This window comes from Pseudocolwellia sp. G5-9, assembly GCF_055808995.1.
Genome location: NZ_CM147893.1, coordinates 1,437,957 through 1,464,132, shown reverse-complemented (window position 1 = coordinate 1,464,132; position 26,176 = coordinate 1,437,957). Strand labels below are relative to the sequence as shown.

The 26,176-nt window shown below is 35.1% G+C and carries 20 protein-coding genes; 12 read left to right on the top strand and 8 right to left on the bottom strand.

Annotated elements, in window-relative coordinates:
• The first annotated feature begins 99 nt into the window (after positions 1-99).
• Together AC0L5Q_RS06325 and AC0L5Q_RS06320 are read left to right on the top strand one after the other, a co-directional pair.
• Complete coding sequence (locus AC0L5Q_RS06325) at positions 100-966, top strand: flagellar protein MotY (RefSeq protein WP_473615875.1); 867 nt, start codon at positions 100-102, stop codon at positions 964-966.
• A gap of 183 nt (positions 967-1,149) precedes the next feature.
• Entirely contained in the window at positions 1,150-2,994 is a 1,845-nt protein-coding gene (locus AC0L5Q_RS06320; RefSeq protein WP_473615871.1) for a M1 family metallopeptidase, read from the top strand.
• A gap of 82 nt (positions 2,995-3,076) precedes the next feature.
• On the opposite strand, the gene AC0L5Q_RS06315 is transcribed toward AC0L5Q_RS06320, so the two are convergent.
• Both AC0L5Q_RS06315 and cysZ read right to left on the bottom strand, forming a co-directional pair.
• Entirely contained in the window at positions 3,077-3,451 is a 375-nt protein-coding gene (locus tag AC0L5Q_RS06315; protein ID WP_473615868.1) for a hypothetical protein, read from the bottom strand.
• Between the two features lie 115 nt (positions 3,452-3,566).
• Positions 3,567-4,316 (bottom strand): sulfate transporter CysZ, encoded by a 750-nt coding sequence (cysZ, locus tag AC0L5Q_RS06310; RefSeq protein ID WP_473615863.1) that lies wholly within the window; start codon positions 4,314-4,316, stop codon positions 3,567-3,569.
• A 211-nt stretch (positions 4,317-4,527) separates the two neighbouring features.
• Here cysZ and smc point away from each other — a divergent pair, with 211 nt between their 5' ends.
• From smc to ligA, 3 genes are all read left to right on the top strand, one after another.
• Entirely contained in the window at positions 4,528-8,052 is a 3,525-nt protein-coding gene (gene smc / locus AC0L5Q_RS06305) for a chromosome segregation protein SMC (RefSeq protein WP_473615859.1), read from the top strand.
• Positions 8,053-8,060: 8 nt separating this feature from the next.
• Positions 8,061-9,296, top strand: coding sequence for a cell division protein ZipA (gene zipA / locus AC0L5Q_RS06300; RefSeq protein WP_473615857.1), 1,236 nt, complete (start codon positions 8,061-8,063; stop codon positions 9,294-9,296).
• A 128-nt stretch (positions 9,297-9,424) separates the two neighbouring features.
• Complete coding sequence (gene ligA, locus AC0L5Q_RS06295) at positions 9,425-11,485, top strand: NAD-dependent DNA ligase LigA (RefSeq protein WP_473615855.1); 2,061 nt, start codon at positions 9,425-9,427, stop codon at positions 11,483-11,485.
• 172 nt (positions 11,486-11,657) lie between these two features.
• Here the strand turns inward: ligA and AC0L5Q_RS06290 are convergent, their stop codons facing one another.
• Complete coding sequence (locus AC0L5Q_RS06290; RefSeq protein ID WP_473615852.1) at positions 11,658-12,749, bottom strand: OmpA family protein; 1,092 nt, start codon at positions 12,747-12,749, stop codon at positions 11,658-11,660.
• 232 nt (positions 12,750-12,981) lie between these two features.
• Between AC0L5Q_RS06290 and AC0L5Q_RS06285 the strand changes: the two genes are divergently transcribed.
• Entirely contained in the window at positions 12,982-14,661 is a 1,680-nt protein-coding gene (locus AC0L5Q_RS06285) for an ABC transporter ATP-binding protein (protein WP_473615847.1), read from the top strand.
• A 4-nt stretch (positions 14,662-14,665) separates the two neighbouring features.
• Here the strand turns inward: AC0L5Q_RS06285 and AC0L5Q_RS06280 are convergent, their stop codons facing one another.
• Positions 14,666-15,031, bottom strand: a complete 366-nt coding sequence (locus AC0L5Q_RS06280) for a hypothetical protein (protein ID WP_473615842.1) — start codon at positions 15,029-15,031, stop codon at positions 14,666-14,668.
• Positions 15,032-15,399: 368 nt separating this feature from the next.
• On the opposite strand from AC0L5Q_RS06280, the gene AC0L5Q_RS06275 reads away from it, so the two are divergent.
• The 5 genes from AC0L5Q_RS06275 to AC0L5Q_RS06255 all read left to right on the top strand — a co-directional run bounded on the left by AC0L5Q_RS06275 (position 15,400) and on the right by AC0L5Q_RS06255 (position 19,953).
• The gene (locus tag AC0L5Q_RS06275; protein WP_473615838.1) at positions 15,400-15,999 is read left to right on the top strand and encodes a hypothetical protein; all 600 of its coding nucleotides are present in this window, start codon (positions 15,400-15,402) and stop codon (positions 15,997-15,999) included.
• Between the two features lie 247 nt (positions 16,000-16,246).
• The gene (locus AC0L5Q_RS06270; protein WP_473615835.1) at positions 16,247-16,948 is read left to right on the top strand and encodes a spondin domain-containing protein; all 702 of its coding nucleotides are present in this window, start codon (positions 16,247-16,249) and stop codon (positions 16,946-16,948) included.
• Between the two features lie 9 nt (positions 16,949-16,957).
• Complete coding sequence (locus tag AC0L5Q_RS06265) at positions 16,958-17,692, top strand: spondin domain-containing protein (protein ID WP_473618262.1); 735 nt, start codon at positions 16,958-16,960, stop codon at positions 17,690-17,692.
• Between the two features lie 57 nt (positions 17,693-17,749).
• A complete protein-coding gene (locus AC0L5Q_RS06260) occupies positions 17,750-18,460 on the top strand; it encodes a response regulator (protein WP_473615831.1) in 711 nt (236 codons plus the stop codon).
• Positions 18,461-18,471: 11 nt separating this feature from the next.
• Complete coding sequence (locus AC0L5Q_RS06255) at positions 18,472-19,953, top strand: sensor histidine kinase (RefSeq protein ID WP_473615827.1); 1,482 nt, start codon at positions 18,472-18,474, stop codon at positions 19,951-19,953.
• A gap of 67 nt (positions 19,954-20,020) precedes the next feature.
• Here the strand turns inward: AC0L5Q_RS06255 and fadE are convergent, their stop codons facing one another.
• Positions 20,021-22,441, bottom strand: a complete 2,421-nt coding sequence (gene fadE / locus AC0L5Q_RS06250; RefSeq protein WP_473615823.1) for an acyl-CoA dehydrogenase FadE — start codon at positions 22,439-22,441, stop codon at positions 20,021-20,023.
• 132 nt (positions 22,442-22,573) lie between these two features.
• Between fadE and AC0L5Q_RS06245 the strand changes: the two genes are divergently transcribed.
• Entirely contained in the window at positions 22,574-23,362 is a 789-nt protein-coding gene (locus AC0L5Q_RS06245) for a class II glutamine amidotransferase (RefSeq protein WP_473615820.1), read from the top strand.
• A 147-nt stretch (positions 23,363-23,509) separates the two neighbouring features.
• On the opposite strand, the gene AC0L5Q_RS06240 is transcribed toward AC0L5Q_RS06245, so the two are convergent.
• From AC0L5Q_RS06240 to purM, 3 genes are all read right to left on the bottom strand, one after another.
• Positions 23,510-24,271, bottom strand: a complete 762-nt coding sequence (locus AC0L5Q_RS06240) for a DUF3108 domain-containing protein (protein ID WP_473615816.1) — start codon at positions 24,269-24,271, stop codon at positions 23,510-23,512.
• A gap of 76 nt (positions 24,272-24,347) precedes the next feature.
• The gene (gene purN, locus AC0L5Q_RS06235) at positions 24,348-24,992 is read right to left on the bottom strand and encodes a phosphoribosylglycinamide formyltransferase (protein ID WP_473615813.1); all 645 of its coding nucleotides are present in this window, start codon (positions 24,990-24,992) and stop codon (positions 24,348-24,350) included.
• 6 nt (positions 24,993-24,998) lie between these two features.
• The gene (purM, locus tag AC0L5Q_RS06230; RefSeq protein ID WP_473615808.1) at positions 24,999-26,045 is read right to left on the bottom strand and encodes a phosphoribosylformylglycinamidine cyclo-ligase; all 1,047 of its coding nucleotides are present in this window, start codon (positions 26,043-26,045) and stop codon (positions 24,999-25,001) included.
• Positions 26,046-26,176: the final 131 nt, after the last annotated feature.

Here is a 26,176-nt window from a genome sequence, read left to right as displayed (position 1 = left end):
GTTTTTTACTTTTATCCTTTAATTTTAACAATTCATGTTAAAGTTATTTAAATGTTCGTCGATATAGTTACTGTCATTGAAACTAAAATATAATTGATTATGAAAAAATATCTTCTACCAGTTGTTTTATTAGTATCTGTTTGCAATGCAAATGCAGGTATGAGGCAGTATGCGGCTAACTTAGATAACTCTAAGTGGCAATTATCTAACGAATCACGTTTAGAGTGCACACTTTCCCACAATATTCCCAATTACGGCGAAGCTAAGTTTTACAGCAAAGCCAATCGTAAATCTAATTTAGAATTTGAATTAGATATGATGCGCCTACCTGATAATTACTCGTTAGCTGAAGTTCGTTCTGTTGCCCCTAAATGGCGACCGGGTGTGGCAGGTTATACTCTGGCGGATATGAAATTGCATAAACAATTTGCACCAAGTTTACCTAAGAAAGTGGCTTGGACTATGCTAAATGAATTAGACCAAGGTATGAGCCCAACGTTTTATTATGACGATTGGTACCGAAGTGATGAAAAAATATCTGTTGGTTTATCAACAGCTAAATTTCAACGTGCTTATCAAGAGTTTGTTAATTGCGTGGGTAATTTACTAAACTATAATTTTGATGACATTTCTTATACCGTATTAAATTACCAATTTGGCACCGACGATTTAACTAAATCATCTAAACGTAAATTAGCTATGATTGCTGAATACTTAAGTTTAGATACAGAGTTAGAATTAGTATTAATAGACGGTTATTCAGATAGTTACGGTCCAAGAAATGCTAACTATGAAATGTCTAAACGACGTGCTCAAACGATAAGAGAGCAGTTTGTTAAAACTGGTATTGATCCTAGCCGAATAGAAGCTAAAGGTTATGGTGAGAAGCGTCATGTGGCTTCAAATAACAGCATAATAGGTCGTGAAAAGAATAGACGCGTAGTGATTAGAATGGATAAACCATAATTGAGCAAAGCATGTATTAAGGCTTTTAATTTTCGCTAAGTGGTCAATTAATTTATCAACTTGCTATTAAAAAAGTTAAACGTCTCATCTCTCCAGTAAAGCATCTCGAATTTAAGTATTTAAGTTGAATAGGCCTTTAGGTTATCTTAATCTAAAGGCCTATTTTTTATGGATGTTTATATAATGAAATACTTATTAAAAATTATCACTTTAGTCTTAGTTAGTTTGTCTTGTGCGGCAAATGCTCAACTTAAAGATGCATATACCTATGCTAATTATGATCAGGTGACCACAACACATATTTATTTAGACTTAGCTGTCGATTTTGAAGAAAAATCACTTAAAGGGTTTGCTGAACTATCGTTAAAGTGGTTGTCTGATGATCTACAACCTATTTATTTAGATACTCGTGATTTAATTATTAAACGCGTAATGGCACAAAATAACTCAGGTAACTGGGTGAAAGTGCAATATATGTTAGCAAAACGAGATGATGTTCTTGGTGCTAAGCTAACCATTAAACCTCAATTTAAAGCAAAAAAAGTACGTGTATATTACCACTCAACGGAAAAAGCTTCAGGATTACAGTGGTTGCTACCGGAACAAACGGCAGGCAAAAACAAACCTTTTTTATTCAGCCAAAACCAAGCCATTCACGCGCGATCATGGATACCTATTCAAGATACACCCACGGTAAGAGCTACCTATACAGCACGAATTACAACCGATAAAGATTTAGTTGCGGTAATGAGTGCTAACAATGAACCTGATACCGAACGTGATGGTGATTACTTCTTTTCAATGCCGCAAGCTATTCCTTCTTACTTAATTGCAATAGGTGTCGGTGATTTACAGTTTAAAGCCATGAGTAAGCAAACGGGTATTTATGCTGAAGCGTCTATATTAGACGCGGCTGTTGCTGAATTTGATGACACACAAGCGATGATTGATGAAACAGAAAAATTATTTGGGCCTTATCGCTGGGGTAGATACGATTTACTTATTTTACCACCGAGTTTTCCTTTTGGCGGTATGGAAAACCCACGCTTATCCTTTATTACTCCTACTGTTATTGCGGGCGACAAAAGTTTAGTAAACCTTATTGCGCATGAGTTAGCTCATTCTTGGTCTGGTAACTTAGTCACTAATGAAAGTTGGAGAGACTTATGGTTAAACGAAGGTTTTACCAGTTATGTTGAAAATCGCATTATGGAATCTGTTTTTGGTGTAGACCGTGCTGTTATGGAGCAAGCATTAGGCGCTCAAGGTTTGAATGATGAAATCTCGGTATTAGCACCTGGTGATACACAGCTTTATATTGATTTGAAAGGACGCGATCCTGATGATGCTTTTTCGGGTGTACCTTATGTAAAAGGTCAGTTGTTTTTAATGTACTTAGAAGAAAAGTTTGGTCGAGATAAGTTTGATATATTCATGCTCGACTATTTTAATAGCCATGCTTTTCAAAGCTTAGGTACTGAAAACTTTATAGTGTATTTAAAAGAAAACTTAACGCATAAATACCCTGATATAGTTTCTGATAAAGTATTGAATGAATGGATTTATGGACAAGGTTTACCCAGTGTTTCACCTAAACCAACCTCTAATGCCTTTAACGTGATTGATAACTTAACAAATGAATTGTTATCAAAAGCTATTAGTTTAGATGAAATTAATACCACACAGTGGACGTTACACGAGTGGCTTCATTTCATTAATAACTTACCATTAGATATTAATGAATCATTCATGAGTACACTAGATAAACGTTTTAATTTAACCGTAAGTACGAATGCTGAAATTGCCCATGCTTGGTACTTATTATCAATTAAAGCTGGTTATAAACATGTTTATCCGCAAATGGCGACTTACTTAAAATCTATAGGACGACGCAAACTTATTGTGCCGTTATATAAAGAGCTTGTTACCACGCAAGAAGGAAAAGACTGGGCTTTAAAAGTATATAAACAAGCAAGACCTGGATACCATGGCTTAGCGCAAGGAACGATAGACGCATTGTTTGATTGAAAATAGCTATCAGACAAAACTATTAACTAAAAAAGGAGCATTAAGCTCCTTTTGTTCATTAGGGGTTGAATATATATCTGCGTTATTTAGTGACTAATACATCAACTTGCCTAAAATTATCTTGTTCAGAAATAATGATTTTTATATTGTAGTTATCTTTTATAAATGACTTTTCTAATCGGCCTTTTTTTCTGCTAGATGAAATAGCTTGACCATAATTTTCTTCATAAAAATCCACAATACTGGTTTCATTATTTTTTGTGAAATAATTAATTACGGCAGGAACTTCATCGTCAAATTGCGCGAAAATTTTAGCATCATTCATTACTTCAATGGTTACTTTTTCAGTATCAGCCGCATTTACGCTTGTACTTAACAGTGTTGAGCTTAACAATGCTGAACATAAAGTTGAACAGAACATTGAAAATATCAGTGATTTATTGGTGTTTTTAGCCACGGTATTTCCCTATATATAATATAAATATAACAAGTTATAGCATGTTTATTTTGGCTAAGCGAGTGCTGAACTTTTAATTAAAGTGAAACAAGGCTTAGCTTATAAGCTATTTATCTTAACGTATAAATGATTTTCTATAATGATCAACCCAAAGGTTTGTTGCGCCGCAAATAGCAACAGGCATTACAATTAAATTGACTACTGGAAGCATTGAAAAAATAGCCACTGTAAATCCAAAACCATAGCTTAACCCTTGTTTCTTTTTAAGTGCGTTTTTCATATCAGTAAATGATATTTTATGATTATCAAAAGGGTAATCTTTATATTGAACAGCCATCATCCAAGCAACAAAAATAAACCAAATAACTTGCCCTATAACGGGTAAAATAAACATAATTAAAAGAAAGCCTAGCGCTCTAGGTACGTAATAACAAAGCTTAGTCCACTCTCGGCCTACAGTACGGGGAATATCTTTAATAATATCGCTAAATCCACCATCAGGGCTTGGTTCACCTGTTAACATAGCTTCAACTTTTTCTGATAACAAACCATTAAAAGGTGCAGCTAACCAGTTTGCTGCCGTACTAAATATAAAAGAAAACAGCACCACAACGGCAATTAAAACAAAAGGCCACAAAACCGTACTAAGCCAAGTTAACCAACTAGGTAACCATTGAGTAAACATCGCCATGTAATGATCAAGTTGCAAATAAAGGTAATAAAAAGCTACGCTGAATAAAATTAAATTGATAAACAATGGAACAAAAACAAATCGTTTAATGCCTTTTTGTTGAATAAGGTCAAAGCCTTTAAAAAAATACCCAGCGCCACTGGTATTTTGTGTTGAAGAAGTATTGTGTTGCATCGTTTTTAATTTACCTAACTGTTTGATATTACAGAGTCGATTATATGTTGAACGGCTTTAAAATTACAGTATTGAATTGTTACAAAGCACATCAACATCTGGTAAAGTTAGCGGCTTATAATAGGGTACGAGCAAATCGTTTATCTTATCATCAATTATTCCAATCTTTGTGGGCGACAATTAAATATGATTAAAAGGGGTTGTTTATAATATGCGCTTAAAGCATATAAAACTGGCTGGCTTTAAATCTTTTGTTGATCCAACTAAAGTGCCTTTTGAACAACAGATGACCGCGATTGTTGGCCCAAATGGTTGTGGTAAATCTAATATCATTGATGCTGTTCGTTGGGTGTTAGGTGAAAGCTCAGCTAAAAATTTACGTGGCGATTCTATGACCGACGTTATTTTTAATGGTTCATCAAGCCGTAAACCTATAGGTCAAGCCAGTGTAGAATTAGTTTTTGATAATTTAGATGGTCGTATTCAAGGGAATATGGCGGATCGAAATGAAATTTCTATTCGTCGTTTAGTTAATCGAGAAAGCACCAACACTTATTTTTTGAATGGAACCAAATGTCGTCGTAGAGATATAACGGATATATTTTTAGGTACAGGTTTAGGACCTCGTAGTTATGCCATTATTGAGCAAGGTACTATTTCTCGTTTAATCGAATCTAAACCTCATGAATTACGTATATTTATTGAAGAAGCCGCGGGTATTTCAAAATATAAAGAACGACGTAAAGATACCGAAAATAGAATTAGACACACCCGTGAAAACCTTGCTCGTTTGAGTGACATTCGTGCTGAACTGAGTCTACAAATAGATAAACTCCATAAACAATCGGAAGCAGCTAAACGTTTTCGTACTTTAAAAGCACAAGAGCGAAAATATAAAGCTGAACTTTCAGTATTACGCTGGCAAGCTTTTGATCAGCAAAGTAAACAACAACAAACGTTTTATAACGATGCCCAAATTGATATTGAGTCGATTGCTAAAATTCAAGAAGAACAAAATATTGCGCTGTTTCAAGCGAAGCAAAAGGTTGAACTAAATAATGAGAGCATTACTAGCTTTAATAATAAAAAGTTAGAGCTAACTAATCATATTGCCCGCACAGAGCAAAATATTAAGCATTTAAAACAGCAAAGCACCAGTATTACACAAAATAATGATATTACTCAGCAGCAACTTTTAAATGCTCAAGCGCTTTTAAAAACAGAACAAGAAAAAAGAAATAAATTAGAAAATAGCTTAACGAAAATTTTACCTCAGTTGAGCGATGTAGAAAAAAAATTAATAACAGAACAAAAAACGTTAGAAGGTTTATCTACACAACAAAATGCAGTGCAAGCTTTATGGAATGCTTCTTACCAAAGTGTTGCTGAATTTAAAGAAAAAACAGCAACCATTACAAATAAAGTCGAATTAGAGCAGCAAAAAAAATCACAAGCTAATGAACAAATTGAATCGTTAAATAATCAGCTGTTATATATTGATGAGCAGTATCAGAATAATTCATCTAATCAGGTTGATATTAAAGAAAGTAAAACTATTGAGAAATCGTTAGCGCTTACCCTAAGTAAACAACAGAAATTAAATCAACAGATCCAAGCTAAGCAAAATAAAATAAGCGAAACTAAGCAATTATTGGCCAGTGAAATAGCCTCATTAACCGCATTCAACAACAATATAATGAATATTGATGAGCAACTTTCTCGTAAAGAAAATTGGCAAGTTGAACAGCATACTTGTTTACAGGGAAATAGCTTACAAGAAAAAGGTATAGTGGTTGAAGGTGGTGAACAAAAGCAAAATATTCCAAGCCTTGTTGAGCAGCTTAGCGTAGAGTCAGGCTGGGAAAAAGCGGTAGAAAGTTTACTGTTAAGTTGGTCACAAGCAGAAATAGTTAACTCAGTATCAGACTCTATTTCAGCCATTAAACATTTAGAAACGGTTTTGTTAATTGAATCTCATACTCATATAAACCAAAATTCTGCGGGTTCTATTACTGAAAAAATACAGAATTTACCGTCTGCTCTTTCTTTTTTTCAAAAAATTTATTTTGCTGATAATGTTGAACAAGCGCAAAAAATCCTTCCAAAACTTGGGGGTGACGAATCTGTTATTTGCATGGATACTACGTGGTTAGGACATGGTTTTGTTCGTAAAGGTACTATTGAAAGCACGCCGAATCATCTTTTATTACTTGAAAGAAAAGCGCAATTAACGACAGATATTTGTCAACTAGAGCAAGCTGTAAATACAAATAAAGAAGGGTTAATTAAGTTAGAGTTTGAGTTACAGCAGTTGTTAACAGAACAAGAACAGTTAAATATTGAAAGTAAAGCTATTGAGTTATCGCTGCAAAACGCTAAACAAACAGAAGCATTAGCGGAGCAAAATCAGCAATTTTATTTAACACAACAGCAAAAAATAAAAAGTGACATTGAGTTTCATAAGCAACAACTCATCAATATTCAACAACATATTAATCAGCTTACGGAGCAGCGTAATCAATTAGTGATGCCGGCTGATGTTGATTTTGAGCAATTAAAAAATCAACAAGAAAGCCTAGCAAAACAAGTGAGTGTTGCGCAAAAACGAGTGAATAACTTAGCTGAAGAACGTCATAATATAGCCATTAAAGTTGAGCAATTTAAAAACGAAAAAGATCAATGTAAGCAGAGTGTGCAAAGTGTTCAAAAAACAATAGAACGTTTAATAGAACAACAAATGTCTAATCAGCATGTTATTGATAACAGCGCCGAACCATTAAAAATTGATGAAGATAAGCTGGTTCAATGGCTTAAAGAAATGTCTGAAACAGACAGCAAAATAGAAAAGCTTCAGCAAGATATTGCGGATACTCAACTTGAGGTGAAAACACTTGAGCTTGAACAAAAGAAAAATCAGGATAATATTTTAACTTTACGTGAAAAATCCGCTAAATTTCATTTAGATTATGAAAGTTTTAAATTACGAGCTGAATCGTCATTAGATTTACTTCGAGAAACACAACAATCATTTGATGAGATACTGAATAACATGCCTAAAAATGCCAAAGAAAGCATTTGGCAAGCGCATATTATTCGACTTTCGAAAGATATAGAGCGCTTAGGTGCAATTAATTTAGCTGCGATTGATGAATACGAAACACAATTAACGCGTAAAGAATATTTAGATACACAAAATAATGATTTAACCTTAGCAATTAACACATTAGAAGCCGCAATCGAAAAAATAGATAAAGAGAGTCGTCAGAAATTTAAAAACACCTTTGAACAGGTAAATAAAGACCTGAAAAGCCTATTTCCTAAGGTGTTTGGTGGAGGGAAAGCCTATTTAGAATTAACCGGAGCTGATATGTTAGACACCGGAGTAACAATAATGGCACAACCACCTGGTAAAAAAAACAGTACTATTCATCTATTATCTGGTGGTGAAAAAGCGCTGACCGCTTTATCATTAGTATTCGCAATTTTTAGATTAAATCCAGCACCTTTTTGTATGTTGGATGAAGTTGACGCTCCGTTAGATGATGCTAACGTAAGTCGATTTTGTAACTTGGTTCGTGAAATGTCGCGAACTGTTCAGTTTATTTATATAAGTCATAATAAAATAGCCATGGAAATGGCTTCTCATTTAACAGGCGTTACCATGTTTGAGCCCGGAGTTTCAAAAATGGTTGCTGTTGATATTGAAGAAGCTGTCGCTATGGCCGAAATATTGTAGGTTGAAAAATGGAAGGCAATTTTAGAAACACCCTTATAATTCTAAGCGCTGTTATTATTGCAGTAATTTTTATACATGGTTTTATAACGATAAGAAAAAATAAAAACCCCTATAAATTAAAAGCAACGAATGAACCGATTGAACCCCTTGAGAGAGGTTTTGACGGTTCTGGTTTTGACCAAGATGGCGTAAGTAAACCGCGCGTGGTTGGAAGTAAAACACCAAGCGATAGCCATTCACTTAATGAAAATGAAGTAAAAAATACGCCTTTTACAGCTAAAAAAGAGCCTAGTTATAGTGCGCTTGATACAGAGCTGGTCAATGATGATTTTGACTATAGCGAACCTTCTGATCAGCTAACAACAAGCTCGATAGATACGACTGAAACTAAAGTTAAATCATCTTCAATTGATATTAGCTTAACGGACGCTGGTATTGAGCAACTAGGAACCTCTGAGCAGGACTGTTCTACAGATATTGGCGACGATATTGTCGATTTTGACTACGGCGTAACAGAAAACCCTGATTTATTTAATAATGAAAACTTAGAAGAACCTGTTAAAAAACCGGTGGTTATAGATAAGCCGTTATACGATACGCCTATTACACAACCAAAACCTCAAGCTAAAGAGGTTATTACTACAGCTAAACCTAAAGTTAAAAAGAAAGCACCTATCACTAAAAAAGAAGCTGTTAAGCGTAATCAAATTGAATTGAATTTTGGTGACCCTGTCGATACAGGTGATATGCCATCTATGTCAGCAATTGATGAACCTGTAACCGCTGAAAAACAAATGAAAAGAGAGCCACTTGAACCTGAAGTTTTAGTGGTTTCTGTTGTTATGCCTCAAGGAGAAGTAATTTCTGGTGCAGCGTTACTGCCTACCTTGCTAACTTTGGGGTTACGCTACGGCGATATGGATATTTTTCATCGTCATCAAGATAGTGCCGGTAATGGTAAAGTAACCTTTAGTCTAGCTAATATTATGAACCCAGGAACTTTCGACTTAGATGCTTTAGAAAACTTCACAACCTGTGGGGTAACATTATTTATGACCTTACCTAACGCGGGTGACGCATTTGAAGTTTTTGAGCATATGCTAGGAGCAGCTAAACAAATTTCTGTAGAGTTTGGGGCGCAGCTTCTCGATGATAAACGTAGTGTTATGACTAAACAAACAGAGCAACATTACATAAGTAAAATTAGAGAATTTGAAAGAAAAAATCGTATCGCATTAGCATAAAATTTGTAATGCTATGCTAATTTAAGTAATGCCAAGTTGAATAATAAATTAATCAACTTGGTTATAATAGGGTTCTATTTTATAGAGCCTTTTTTGTTTTTAACTTTAAGTGAATTATCACCTTTATTATGTCAAATATTCAGTTATCTCAGCGAATTAGTGAGCTTCATACCTTAATCAATAAATACAACAATCAATATTACGTATTAGATGAACCGAGTGTTCCTGATGCTGAGTACGATAGATTAATGAAAGAATTGATTGCTATTGAGACAGAACACCCTGAATTGAAAAAAATGGATTCTCCTAGCCAAAAAGTAGGAGGAGAAGCACTTAAGGTTTTCACACAAGTTACTCATCAAATACCTATGTTATCGCTTGATAATGTTTTTTCAAAAGAAGAATGGGATGCTTTTGTAAAACGATTACAAGACCGTATTGGTAACACTAAAGCGCTAAAAATTTGTGCGGAACCTAAATTAGATGGTTTAGCTGTGAGTCTACGTTACGAAAATGGCGTACTTGTTCAAGCGGCTACCCGTGGTGATGGCGCTACAGGCGAGAATATTACAGAAAACGTAAGAACTATTAAAAGTATTCCACTTCGTCTTACTGGGGATGACTACCCTGATATTATTGAAGTGCGCGGCGAAGTTTTTATGCCTAAAGCAAGCTTTGAACAACTTAACGAAAACGCCATTAAAAAAGGCGAAAAAACTTTTGCTAACCCTAGAAATGCAGCAGCAGGTAGTTTAAGACAACTTGATTCTAAAATAACGTCAAAGCGTAACTTAGCTTTTTATGCATACGGTTTAGGTTTTGTTGGTGACTTTATTGACGGAGTTGCCAATGAAAACACACAATGGTTATCAAACTCTCACCACCAACGATTATGTCAAGTTAAAGCGCTTGGTTTACCTATGTGCCCAGAAGTTAGATTGCTTAAAAATACTGATGAATGCGAAGAATTTTACCAAAATATACTAAATAGTCGTTCAAGTTTGTCTTACGAAATAGACGGTACCGTATTAAAAGTTGACGACATTTTACTTCAGCAAAAGTTAGGCTTTGTAGCTAAAGCACCGCGTTGGGCAATGGCCTATAAATTTCCTGCTCAAGAAGAATTAACTGTATTAGAAGATGTAGAGTTTCAAGTAGGGCGTACAGGTGCAATAACGCCAGTAGCACGTTTAAAGCCTGTTTTTGTTGGTGGTGTAACGGTTAGTAATGCAACATTACATAACCAAGATGAAATTGATCGTTTAGGAATACAAATTAACGATACCGTTATTATTAGAAGAGCAGGCGATGTAATTCCTCAAATTGTTAGTGTTGTTATTGATAAACGACCTGATAATGCTCGCGAAATTCAATTTCCGACAACTTGCCCTGTATGTGATTCAGCTGTATTAAAAGCTGAAGGCGAGGCTGTTTTAAGGTGTACCGGTGGTTTATTTTGTGGTGCACAACGTAAAGAGGCAATAAAGCATTTTGCCTCAAGGAAAGCGATTGATATTGACGGTTTAGGTGATAAGTTAGTTGAACAATTAGTGGATGAGAAGCTTATATCGACACCTGCAGATTTATTTAGATTAACCGAATTAAGTGTTAGCACGCTTGAGCGTATGGGACAAAAGTCTGCGGCTAACTTAATTGCGGGTATGGAAAAAGCCAAGCAAACCACATTGCCTAAGTTTATATACTCGTTAGGCATTCGAGAAGTAGGTGAAACTACAGCAAATAACTTAGCTCATCACTTTTTAACCTTCGATGCGCTTAAAAATGCAGATGAAGAAACCTTACAGTCGGTACCTGACGTAGGTGTAATTGTGGCGAAAAACATAATTCAATTTTTCAAGCAAGATCATAATATTGAAGTGATTGCTGATTTAACGTCTTTTATGAGTTGGCCTGAAATAAAAGTCGCAGCTGCTGATGAGCAACCTTTACTTAATAAAACCTTTGTTTTAACAGGTACGCTAAGTCAAATGGGCCGTAACGAAGCTAAAGCTGCTTTACAATCTTTAGGGGCTAAAGTCTCAGGTAGTGTTTCTGCTAAAACGCATTATTTAGTTGCTGGAGAGAAAGCCGGCTCTAAACTAACAAAAGCACAAGACTTAGGGGTAGAAGTACTTACTGAAGATGAGTTAGTTCAGTTATTTAAAGAGAATAATATTTCAGAATTCTAAGGAGGATGCTAACTTTATTCTTAGTTTTTTGCTCGAACTCATTATTAATGGCTGTATATTCATTTAAATAAAAAAGGCTAAAACATTGTTTAGCCTTTTAAAATATTTTGTAATTTAGGTCCAGTTATAGTTGATAAATTGATCCTAAACTCAGTAAATTAATTTACTTGTATTAACGCTTTAATGGTACTTTTTTGTCAACACTCATAGTAGCTACTATTCTACGGTTTTCAGCATTAGCCGCTCTAGTCGTTGCTTTATTTAATAAACGCTCTTCACCATATCCAACAGCAGATAGTCTATCGGCATCTATACCATGTTTATTTATAAGCATATCTACTACTGCGTTAGCACGTAATTGAGATAATGTTTTGTTTAATGCGTCGTTACCAGGAGCAGAAGCATGGCCTTCAATAACTACATTTACAGATTTATATGTTTTTAAGAATTCAGCAACTTCTTTAATTTTTTCAAAATACTGAGGCTTAATCACTGCATTGTTATTATCAAAGTTAATTAATAAATTAATTGAAGCCACATCCTCCATAAAAATAGTACAGCCAACTTCATCAACTTTATCTACAAGAGGTGTGTTTTTACATTGATCTTTCGCATCAGCAACACCGTCGTTGTCTGCATCTAACATTACAGCAGCTTTAGCTGGCATGACTTCAGCAGCTTTCATTTCTTTTTTAGCGGGTTTAGATTTTTTAGATTCGCCAAAGAAGTAAGTAAAACCTAGTTGTGCTGAAAAATCATCATAGTATTCATCAAATTGGTAATGAGCTTTTGTTTCAAAGTAAAGCGCTGTTTTTTCACTTAGGTAATGGCGGTAACCTAAACCTAGGTTAGATGATAATTTAGATTCAACAATATCTAATTCACTTAAACCTGCTACTAAATAAAAGTTTTGCTCTGTTGGAAAATACAAAACGTCAAAAGCAATATTTGAAGAATCTGGTTTAGCAAAGCCACCATGTTTAGCATCTAAATTAATATGGCTGTAACCTAATCTTAGTTCAGTTGTTGTATTTAGGCGGTAACCCAATTCAGCACCAAAACCGTCACCATTGTTTAGTGAAGATAATGGATTGTTTGTTAACCAGCGTTCGCTGTCAGTATCAATATGTAGAAGGTGAATACCTGCATATGCCTTACCTACAAGATCTTCAGCATTTGGTTGTTCTGCAGCAAAAGCTGATGTAGATGCAAAAAGTGAAGAGATTGCTATGGCGATAGCGCTACGTAAAATTGATTTTTTCATGGAATAATTCCCTATTTAAATAATTGCATGGATTATAGCTATAATATTTGCTGTTAACAAATTATTTACATTTAAAGCGTGTTCTTTTTTAGTTATGACATAGATGAAAATAATAAATTTAAATCTTCTTTATGCAAAAGAAGAATTTGTACTTTGATTTAGGTTAATATTATAGCCACTATATTGCGTATTATTTGATACCAAGTAATTTTATGTTGATCAGGATGATTTTTTGAATACGAAAGCACAGAAAATGAATTTCTTTTATTTTTTCTCTTTACTTAAACAATATAAAAAAGGCTTATTATTCGTCATTATTTTAATGGTGTTAGAAAGTCTAGTTAGTTTAAGTGTTCCGTGGTTTGCTGGGCAATTTTCTAAAAGCGTGTTAGAAAACTATACAATTTATGATTTTGGCTACAAGTGGATAGCACTCATTTGGTTGTCATTATTTGCTATTCAAGCGGTACTTCGTTTTTTCTCCACTTACCGAATTAACTATATAGGCGCGCAAGTCTTAACACAGTTAAGTTGTCGCTTGTATGATCATATCCAAGTACTGCCAGTTAAGTATTTTAATAATAATAAAAAAGGTGAAACTCTTGCATTACTGAGTAACGATGTAAGTATTTTAAGTCATTTTTTATCAGGTGTTATTACCAGCTTAGTACCTTCCTTATTGATACTAGTAGGGGCTTTAATCCTTATGGCGTCTATTAGTCCAACAATCACCTTAATTATTATGCTAATGGTTCCTGCATTTTTTATTGTTTTAAAAATTTTAGGCAAAGGTATAAAGCCGCTTACTGAAGATATTGTGCAAAGTCAGGCAAATTCTGTTGCCATCGCTAGCGAAAACTTTGGTGTTATAAAATTAGTTAAAGCTTTTTCTCGAGAAAATATAGAGTCAGATCGCTTTAAAAATAATGCTTATAAAATTCAAGAGTTACGAAGAAAACAATTGAAGATTCAAGCTATTTTATCTCCTTTAGTTCAATTGTTAGTAACGTCTGGTGTTTTAGTGGTTGTGGTGGTGAGCGCTATTCATTATCAAACAGGTAAGTTATCAATGCCTGACTTAATCACCTTATTAATGTACGGAATTCTTTTTGCGCGGCCTATGAGTGCTTTAGCTAATTTGTACGGTCAAACACAGCAAGCTTTAGGTGCGTCTACCCGATTAATCAAAGTTTTTAATATATCGCCTGAGCCTATTGATAAAGGTGATTTAGAGCAAGATATTCATAACAATAAAATTTCCTTTAAAAATATTAGTTTTAGTTATGAAGCAAGTGATATTTTACTAAATAATGTCAATATAGATATAGCATCAGGCGAAACTGTTGTTATTGTTGGACAAAACGGTAAAGGAAAAACAACCGTTTTACATTTATTAATGCGTTTTATAGAACCTTCTACAGGCATTATTACTATTGGTGATACAAATATTAATGATATTAATTTGTCCGTATTAAGAAGGTATATAGGATTTGTTTCACAAGATATTGCGTTGTGTGATGGTTCAATAATGGACAATATAGCTTACGGTTATCCGCAAGCAACTAAAGAAGAAATTGAAAAAGTCGCTATTAAGGCCGGTGCCCATACTTTTATTAATGAATTAGAGTCTGGCTATAAAACACAAGTCGGTGAAAATGGTGTTTTACTCTCAGGTGGGCAACGCCAACGTATTTCACTGGCTAGGGCTTTACTTGCTAAACCTTCAATTCTATTACTAGATGAACCGACTTCCATGATTGATAAAGAAGGTAAAGAAGATTTTAATTTACAACTCGCTACTTTATTACAAGACCAAACCGTTATTATTGTTACGCATGAAAAGCACTTAGCAGAAATAGCTGATCGTGTTGTTACGATTGAAAATGGACAGTTAGTGCCTATTCAATTTTGATTGGTTACGGGTATAGAAACAACATATATAAATAAATTAATGTAGGAAAGGGAATAAGCAGAGTAAAAATAAGAGTTTCACACCATTCGATAATACGATAAAAAGTAAACCAGTTTTGTGATTTAGCTTTTGTAGAAGGTAAGTTTTTAAAGAAAAAAATAAATGAAGCTATCACCAACGCCTGTAAAGCAAAAAATAGTATAAATAAAGCCAGCCACACTAATATGTTTGGTGTTGCTAAACTTATTTGATTTTGCAATACAATAAATAATATAAAACTAAATAAACTCCACTGTAATAAGCGCCATCGTGTATTCCATAACAGAGTAGCTACTTGATTAAATACATTTGGGGTAAGCATATACTTCATATGTTTTAGTTAATTTTCTATCTATTACCAGCTTCACTAATGAAATGGGTATTAAGTGATTGTTATATTACAGTATAGCTAAAATATGCTTCGATATGGAGGTTACATTGTATTTTATTGTTAAATCTAATGAGGTTATCCATTTTTAAATAATGTAAAAGTTAGCTTACTCTCACTCGACGTTACGTTATAGGTTGTCCTATACCACAGCAATTATTTGAAACGAGAATAAAAGAAACCGTGAAGTGGTATTTAAACAATCAAAGTTAGTGGTAAAATATCTCAATAATGTGTTTTATCTGGAGATAAAAATGAAATTTTTACATAATTTTATTCTAATTAGTCTCTCAATACTTACGGTAGCTTCAATGAGCGTAAAGGCCAGTAGTATTGCTGATTATTTAGTTTATATAGAAGAACAAGAAAGCGAAAATGTTGAATTAATAGAAGAGCAAGAAAGAATAAGTCATAAAATTTCTCGAATAAAAGAAGATTTAAGTATGAATGCTGAAGAGGGATTTATTAAAAACATTCAAATAGAAGTTGTTGAATTAACAGATAATCAAGGACTTAAATACGTAGGTGGCAAGGTATCGAAGGCTGATTTGTCGGTATACTTACAGCAAATGAAAAATATATTAGGTAATGAATTTTCATCCTTTAGAGAAAGGCAGGCAATAAGAGATCATCATACTTTTCATGTCACATTAATTAATCCTTACGAACTTCAAGCGGTAACTAAAACTATCAATTTTGGTGAAAAGCTTTCTGTGTCTTTATTAGGTCTTGGACGTGTACTAAAGGAAGATCAAGCGACTTATTTTGTTGTGGCTCAATCGCCTGAAGCGCAATACTTTAGACAATTATTAGTATTGCCAGCAAAAGATTTTCACGTAACTTTAGGTTTTAAACCCAAAGATATTTTTGGTGTTAGTAAAAACGAAACATCTCTAATCAAAGGCTTATAAGAATAAAGGCTTTCAAGTAGAGTTACTTTTAATGCAACTCTATTTTCAAGTTTAATTTACATTAAACACATATCTCTCCTTTCTCGCATGTATTGTTGTGTGAACCGCTTTAGGCTTTAAAAATTTCAGGTTATTTATAAAATTTAACGTAAGTAAAATGTGATGGTTTTGTGATAACTTCGTGACGCCATCGCGAAACTTTCCTTGCATACTGAACTTGAATTATTTCAGTTACCAAGGATAAAAAATGAAATTTAATAAAACTATCGCGGCATTAATGCTTGCAACATCAAGTGTTGCTGTTAACGCACAACAATTAGAAGTTACTGTAACAAACCTTACTCAAGGTATGCATTATACCCCTCTTATTATTGCAGCTCATACTGCCGATGCTTCTTTATATAAATTAGGTGAAACTGCTTCTCCTGAGTTACAAGCAATGGCCGAAGGTGGCGATATTTCTGGTTTATCTACCATGTTAGCAGGCGTTAATGCTGACATGGTTGAAAATCCTGCTGGCGGTTTATTAGCTCCATCTCAATCAACTACTGCTATGCTTGATACGGCAGACGGTAATATGTATTTATCGATTGCTAGCATGTTACTTCCTACTAACGATGCTTTTGTTGCTTTAAACGGTTGGAAAATTCCAAGTGAAGCGGGAACTTACAAAGTTATGTTAAATGCTTATGATGCAGGTACAGAAGCTAACAATGAGCTCGTTGTAATGGGGTCGGGAGCTCCTGGTGCTCCTGGCATTCCGGCAGCACCGGGCGGTAATGCAGGTACAGGTGGAACAGGTGTTACATCTGTAGAAGCCAATACAACGGTTCATGTACATCGTGGTAATTTAGGTGATGATGATTTAACAGGTGGCACAAGTGATGTTGATAATACAGTACATCGTTGGTTGAACCCTGTTGCTTCCGTTACTATCGTAGTGAAGTAGGGGGTTATGATGATTTCATCTAACACATATAAAAAAGCGTCGTTATCAGCGGCTATAGCCTTAAGTCTTTTAGTCAGTGCTTGTGGTAGTGATAATGATAATAAAGCAGTAACACCTGAGCCACCGGTAGTTCCGGCACCCACTCCAGTAAGTTATGAATATACAGTTAAAGTGGTTAATTTGACCACAGCACAACCTATGTCACCTGTTGCTGTTGTTTTACATAATGAAGGCAAGCTTTGGGAAATAGGTATGCCAGCTTCTATTGCGTTAGAGAACCTTGCAGAGAGTGGTGATAATTCAGCTGTACTTAGCGAAACTATGGTGTTATCAGGTAAAAGTGGCGTATCTCCATTACCTCCAGGTATGAGTGAAACCATTACTGTTAGTATTGAAGACACTATGCCAAGCAGTATTTCTATTGCCACTATGTTAGTTAATACAAACGACGCTTTTACTGGTATAACAGCAAAAGATATAAGTAATTTAGCTGTAAACGAAAGTATTTCCTTATTAACAAGTTCATATGACTCAGGTACCGAGAAAAATAGTGAACTGATGGCAACTATCCCAGGTCCTGCTGCTGGCGGAGAGGGATACAACGAAGTGCGAGATGACGTTGATTATGTTGCGATGCATCCAGGTGTTGTTAGTAAAGATGATGGCTTAACTCAGTCAGTATTAACACAAGATCATCGATTCGATAATCCGACATTAAGCATCACTATTACACGGGTAGAATAGTGTTAAAGAGAGGTTGTGTCGTTGCAGCCTCTCTTTTTAATGATCAAGGATCGCCAAATGGATAACATTTTGGTTGTTGAAGACGAACAAGATATAGCTGATTTAATAAGAGTAAATTTAGAAGAACTATCATTAAATGTTGAACACAGCTTAACAGGCGAACGTGCATTAGAGCTTGCTTTAGCCAACAATTATGATGTGATTATTCTTGATGTGATGTTACCCGGCATGTCAGGTTTAGATGTTTGTAGGCAGTTACGAGAGAAAAAGCCTGAGCAAGCTATTTTAATGGTGACATCGCGTGATTCTGAAATAGATAGAGTGTTAGGCTTAGAATTAGGCGCTGATGATTATATGACTAAACCTTTTAGTGTAAGAGAGCTACAAGCACGAGTCAGAAGTTTATTAAGACGCGCGCATCTACTAAGCAATATGCAGCAAGCACCAGAGCCTGAACAGTGTTTGAAAGTGGGTCACTTACAAATAGATCATTTGTCTCATAGAACAACGTTAGCAGGTAAAGAATTAGAGTTAACGTCAACAGAGTATGATTTATTACTGTATTTAGCATCTCACCCAGAACAAGTATTTTCTCGTTCTCAGTTATTAAGTTCTGTGTGGGGTTATCATCATAGTGGCTATGAGCATACGGTTAATTCACATATTAATCGTTTAAGAAGTAAAGTAGAAAAAGATGCAACTGCCCCTGAAATAGTACAAACAGTATGGGGGGTTGGTTATAAGTTTTGTAAACAAGGCGTAAGTTAAGGTGTAAGAATATGAAGTTATCGTTGTACCAACGACTTTCATTGTCATTATTTGGTGTGTTCATTGCCATTGCTTTTGTGTTTTATTTTTGGTCACAACAAGTTGAGCAAAACACACGTTATGAATCTGAGCAGCAACTACATTTGTCGTTAGCGGCAAATTTAGCAAGAGATAACCCTTTGCTACAACAGGGTGTGTATGATCATGACGCACTAGAGAACTTATTTCATACGCTTATGATATTAGGGCCAGGCTTTGAGTTTTATTTTGTTGATCCGCAAGGTAATTTATTAACACATTCGATTGATGACTCTTTAATTAAGAGAAAAAAAGTTGACTTAGTGCCTTTAATTCAATTAACTCGAAATAAAGCACCTTTACCTATTTATGGTGATGATCCTCGTCATTTAACACGTAAAAAAGTTTTTTCAGCTGCACCAGTATTTAACGGAACACAATTGCAAGGTTATTTGTATGTTATTGTCGCTGGAGAACGTTATGACTCTGCCTATAACGAACATCAAGGTACTCGTCAAGCTGAGTTGTCTATAGTATTTGCTGTTGTCGCGTTATTATTTTTATTTGTCATTATGTTAGGGTTATTTCGATACTTTACGAGTCCATTGTGCCGTTTAATGTCCGAGATGAGGGCATTAAAATCAAGTAATTTTGATAAATCTAAAGTTAAATTACACTCGTGGATGCACAATAGTCAAAATGAAGTTCACCAGCTAGGTAGTGTATTTCATGAAATGGTTGAGCAAATTAATGATCAAATAGAACAATTGAAACAAACCGATATACATAGAAGAGAGCTGTTAGCTGATATTTCTCATGATTTAAGAACACCGCTGGCATCATTACAAGGTTATATTGAAACTATTGCGATTAAAGGGGATTCAATAAGCAGTGATGATCGTGATCAATTCATTCGAACAGCATTAAAAAATTCAAGTCAGTTAAAAATGTTAATTGATCAAATTTTTGAATTAGCTCACTTAGAAGGCGGGCAAGTGTCAATGAATTTAGAAAACTTTAATTTAACTGAACTTTTATATGATGTAGCGGCTAAGTTTCAGCTAAAAGCAGAAACACTTAATATAAAACTTAGTATTATTCCTGAGTTTTCCCATATTCAAGTGTATAGCGATATTGGTAAGTTAGAACGTGTATTAAGTAATTTAATAGATAATGCGTTACGGCATACGCCAAATGGAGGAAGTATTGTGTTAGAAACCTCTGACGTTAATGATGGGCAATGCTACTTAACTGTAAAAGATAATGGTACGGGTATTAAGGCTGAAGAAATCGCGTATATTTTTGATGCAAGATATCGAGCCAGTAATGCTATTGAAGGCGAGAGCAGACATGCAGGTTTAGGGTTAGCAATCACTCAAAAATTACTTGCATTATTGAAATGTGAAATTAGAGTACATAGCCAATTAGGTGAGGGTACTTCTTTTTCTCTTAATTTAAAGAATGTAACAACATAAATTTTAGCTTTTGATTCTCAAAAAAAATGCAGCTTCAGCTGCATTTTTAATTATTTATTACCCGTATTTAGTTTTTAATACATAGCTCTTCAGATGCAAAATCATCAACATCAATAGCTATTTTTCTTCCTATTTCAGCTCTACAGAGTAAATCAGCTTCTTCTTGAGTGATCACGCCTGCTGCTAGAGCTTCTTCAGCAACTAAATTTAATTTATAAAAAGGTAGGTACTTATCAAGCCCTTTACACGCCTTAGTGTAAATAGGTTCACATGCAATAATATCTTCTAAAGTTTGTTCTAATTGCCCCATTGGAAATGCAGGATCTCGTTTTAAATATTGCCACTTACCTAGCCTTGTTCTTGTTTCGCTTGGTGTTTGTAATATTTCTGCGACTTCTTGGTCGGTAATATCTGAAGGTTTTTGTAACCAAGTACCCAGAGGGAAGATGGTACATTGTAAAAAGACTTTAGCGGCTGTATTCGGAAAGTTACTTATAAGGTCGTTTATTGCTTCTTGTATTTTAAATAAACTATCTTCAAGTGCCCATTTTACTAATGGGAAATCTTCTATGTTACGGCCTTCATCGTTGTAACGTTTAAGGGTTGCAGACGCTAAATATAAATAGCTAAGTACATCACCTAATCTAGCTGAAATGCGTTCTTTTCTTTTTAATTCGCCACCTAAAGTTACCATTGAAATATCTGACAACATGGCAAGGTTTGCGCTAAAACGGTTGAGTAGTTGATAATAACGCGTTGTTTCATCGTTAAAAGGTGTTCGTTGTAATCGTGCTCCGGTAAATGAAAACCATAAGCTACGACAAATGTTACTGATAGAAAAGCCCACATGACCAAAAAAGGCATGATCGAAGTCGTCTAACGCCTGAATTTCATCTTCATTCTGGGTTGCTGCTATTTCAGCTAAAACATAAGGGTGACAACGGATTGCTCCTTGCCCGTAGATAATCATACTACGCGTTAATATGTTTGCACCTTCTACGGTAATCGCGATAGGAGCACCTTGGTAATTTCTAGCAACATAGTTACTTTTTCCCATACAAATACCTTTACCGCCATGTATATCCATTGAATCTGATACACATTGACGCATTTTTTCTGTCAGATGGTATTTGGCAATAGCTGAAATAACTGAAGGTTTTTCGCCTAAATCAATCGCGCCAGTAGACATTGTGGTTACGGCATCCATTAAATAAGCATTACCGCCAATGCGGGCTAAAGGTTCGTGAATACCTTCCATTTTACCAATAGGTAGTTTGAATTGACGTCTAATTCTTGCGTAAGCCCCTGTGGCTAAAGCCAAAGATTTAACGCCGCCAGTACTGTTTGAAGGTAGGGTTATTGCTCTACCTACCGATAAACATTCAACCAGCATACGCCAGCCTTGGCCTGCCATTTCTGCGCCGCCAATAATAAAATCTAATGGTACAAAAACTTCGTTACCTTGCGTTGGACCATTATGAAAAGGAATATTCAATGGAAAATGTCTACGGCCTGTTATAACACCTTCAATATCAGTAGGGATAAGGGCACAAGTGATACCTAAATCTTCTTCTTCACCAAGTAAGTGCTCAGGATCTTGTAGTTTAAAAGCTAAACCTAATACGGTTGCTACGGGAGCTAAGGTTATATAACGTTTGTCCCATGTTAGCTTCATGCCTAGTACTTCTTCCCCGTCAAATTGTCCTTTACAGACTACGCCAAAATCTGGAATGGAGCTGGCGTCTGAACCTGCTTCAGGGCTTGTTAAAGCAAAACACGGTATTTCTTCGCCTGTAGCTAAACGTGGTAAATAGTAATCTTGTTGTTCTTTTGTTCCATAGTGTTGTAACAGCTCTGCTGGCCCTAAAGAGTTGGGTACTCCAACGGTGCTTGCAAGAACAGAACTGACAGAAGACAGTTTTTGTAATACTCGTGATTGTGCGAAAGCACTAAAGTCTAAACCACCAAATTCTTTTTTGATGATCATGGCAAAAAACTTATTGTCTTTCATGTATTGCCAAACTTCCGGTGAAAGATCGGCAAGTTCATGAGTTACTTCCCAGTCATTTACCATAGAGCATATTTCTTCAACAGGGCCGTTTAAAAAAGCTAACTCTTCTGCACTTAATCTAGGTTGTGGATAATTATGTAGCTTGTTCCAATCAGGCTTGCCTTTGAATAGTTCAGCTTCAAACCAAGTTGTTCCCGCATCAATCGCTTCTTGTTCGGTTTGAGACATTTCAGGCATAATGCCCTTAAATATTTTAAGTAGGGGAGCACTTATGTATTCTTTTCTTACTTGGGCTAAATTAAGAGGTAATGCTACAATAGCGAATAAGAACCAGCCTATAAAGGTGACTATATCCGCAAAGGTACCTATGGCCATTAAGGTGGCAAATGATAGCGTAAACGTTGATAGTGAAGCTCTGTTATAGGCCATAAATATACAAAGCGAGATGGCAATTATTATCCAAGTGAAAAATTCCATATAATCTTCCTAAATTTTTAATGTTATATATGCTAGGTAAACATAATCTCTTGCTTTTACAAAGCAATTTTCGAAAACTTAATCTTATATTTATTATTTTAGTTCATTTTTATGCTGTAAGGAGTGTTTATTTTGTGCGAACTTTTAGCCATGTCGGCTAATGTACCTACTGATATTTGTTTTAGCTTTAGCGGGCTAATGCAAAGGGGGGGAAATACCGGTCCACATAAAGATGGATGGGGTATTACATTTTATGAAGGTAAGGGCTGTAGGAGCTTTAAAGACCCTTTACCAAGCGCAGCATCTCCCATTGCTAAGTTGGTGACAGAATACCCCATTAAAAGTCAATCTGTTGTATGTCATATCAGGCAGGCAAATTCAGGGGGGATAAGTTTAGAAAATACGCATCCTTATACACGTCAAATCTGGGGGCGACATTGGACTTATGCCCATAATGGTCAGCTACAAGATGTACATAACAAACTTAATGTTAAATATCATATACCTGTAGGTGAAACGGATAGTGAATTTGCTTTTTGCTGGTTGTTGGATCAAATACATATAAAGTATAAAGATAAGCAACCTGATGATGTTGAATTATTTCGTTATATTGCGGAGTTAAGCGAGCAATTAAATGAATATGGTGTTTTTAATATTATAATTACTAATGGTGAATGCTTATTTGCCTATTGTTCAAATAATTTACACTGGATAACGCGCAAAGCACCTTTTGGCAAAGCAAGTTTAATAGACGCTGAGATGGAGGTAAATTTTAATCATGAAACCACTGATAAAGATATTGTGACGGTTATTGCTACACAACCACTGACTAATAATGAAGAGTGGCAGAAAATGTCAAAAGGGCAGTGGCAGTTATTTAAGCTAGGATGTTCTATTGCGAGTAGTGAAACCGTGAAGTAATACCAATTATTTAAGTGTAGTGAAGTTATTCACTACACTTTATTTATTTAACCTGATCTTGGTTTGAAAAACAGTTAACCCCTTGAAAAATAAATATTAAAAATTTAGCTAGAATAACATTTATTAAACCGAGCTCAGGTTGTTTAATTATTTAGTTATAGTAACTGATGTTAATTGTGCTTCAAATTGTTCAGTACCACCTTTAACCTGATAAAGACGTACCAGTAAATAATTGAGTTCTGGAGCAAACCATGCGTAAGTTGTTCGCTCTTTCTCAACCACTTCTCTTTTTAATTTAATAGTTTTAACTAAACCGTATGGCAACATAACATCTTCTTCACCATCATATTCATAAACATAATTATGAATGCTACCTGACGATTTTATAACAGGATAAACAAAGTGTTGTTGTTTAGGGTTTTTAATTAAATTTAGTCGGTGTTGTAAATGATAGCTCAAGCTGTCTTGAATATTTTCAGTAAACTCGACAGAAAGTGTTTTATTTTCTTTTATATTTTTAGCTGTATTATTTGCAACATCATAACTCCATTCATAAGACTTATCTCGACCTGTTCCTTCACGATAATATTGATAATGGGTTGGAGTAACATGATTATTTACTAATGTTATAGTAGATTCTTCAGTTCGTTTATCATCAAAAATTAACCATTCAATATCGGTTTTATAACTATAACGATAGGTATTATCGGCGAGTTTCTCTAATTTTCTGATACCAGTACCCACTTTTTTTGATTTGTGAATAATATTGTATTCAGCACTGAAAGGGGCAATAAGAGTTTGAGATGCTTGAGTTAGATTCTCAGGAGAGTTTAAAGCAGGCGTAGATTGAGCCCAAGTAAATGAAGATACAGAAAATAAAACAATACATTGATAAAGCGGTTTTAACATATATATTCCTTTAATGCAGTTTCACTTTTTATTGTGTGTTTTTAAGTAAAACTGCATCAATCAAATTAAGCATTAGCTATTCTTCGCTAGCATAACCTGATGTTGGAATGATATCACCATCAAATAATGCTTTTTCGCCTTGCATAACTACGCGTTTCAAACAACACCATTTTACTACTAATGGATATATTCGATGTTCTTGTTCGTGTATTCGGCTTGCTAAATCTTCAGCTGTGTCACCATCGAAAATAGGCACTTTAGCTTGTAAAATAACAGGCCCACCATCCAGCTCTTCTGTAACATAATGTACGCTAACACCATGTTCATTGTCGCCAGCATCAATAGCACGCTGATGCGTGTTTAAGCCTTGGTACTTAGGCAACAAAGATGGATGAATGTTCAATAATTTTCCTCGAAAATGTTGAACAAAAGCAGGCGTTAAAATTCTCATAAAACCAGCGAGAACAATAACATCAGCATTATATCCATCAATCACTTTAATTAATGACTGATCGTAGGCTTCTCTAGAATCAAATGCTTTATGCGATAAGGTAGAGGTTTCTATATTGGCTTCTTTAGCGCGGGTTAGGCCGTAAGCTGTAGGTATATTTGATACAACACCCACAACTTTACCTGGATAACCTTTAGTTTTGCAGGCGTCTATAATTGCCTGCAAATTTGTACCGCTGCCAGAAATTAAAACAACAATTCGGCTAGTCATTAATGATTAACCTTTGTTGATAATAACTTGTTCTTCACCTGCTGGTAAATCAGTGATTTCACCAATGTGCCAAGCTTTTTCACCGTTATTGCTAAGTATTTCAATACTTTTGTCTAGCTGTTGTGCTGGAACTACAATAATCATACCTACGCCACAGTTAAATGTACGGTACATTTCGTGGGTAGTAATATTACCGTTTTCTTGTAACCAGTTAAAAATTTCAGGCCATTCCCAAGTACTTTCATTGATTTTTGCTTGAGCACTTTCAGGCAATACTCGTGGAATATTCTCCCAGAAACCGCCACCAGTAATATGCGATAACGCATGAACGTTAACTTCTTTAAGTAAAGCTAAAACTGATTTTACATAAATTTTAGTGGGTTCAATTAAATGATCGCCAATTGATTTACCATTTAATAACTCGTTTGTATCTGTGTTGTTAACTTCTAACACTTTACGAATAAGTGAATAACCGTTTGAATGAGCTCCCGAAGAACCTAAAGCAATAAGTTGGTCGCCTGCAGCAACAGCACTACCATCTAATAAACGAGATTTTTCAGCTATACCTACACAAAAACCCGCAATATCGTAATCACCAGCGTGATACATACCCGGCATTTCAGCTGTTTCGCCGCCAACTAGAGCACATCCAGATAATACACAGCCGTCTGCAATACCTGAAACTACAGCTGAAGCTACTTCAACATCAAGTTTGTCGGTTGCATAATAATCTAAGAAAAATAGCGGTTCAGCACCTTGAACAATCAGGTCATTTACACACATAGCAACAAGGTCAACACCCACAGTATCGTGTTTCTTTAAATCAATCGCTAAACGTAATTTAGTACCAACACCGTCTGTGCCAGCAACCATTACAGGCTCTTTGTAACCTGTAGGAATTTGACATACAGAGCCAAATCCGCCTAAGCCACCCATAACTTCTGGACGGGTAGTGCGTTTAACGGCACCTTTGATATTTTCAACAAGCGCGTTACCTGCATCAATATCAACGCCAGCATCTTTATAGCTTAGGGATTGTTTTTGTTCACTCACAGTGGGGACCTCAATAAAATTACTAATGGGATGTTAATGGCGCATATTCTACCAGCGCTAACGCTTGGTTAAAATCTTTATAATAAATTATTTTAATATGTGACTAAATTTATCAACTATATGTTAATATT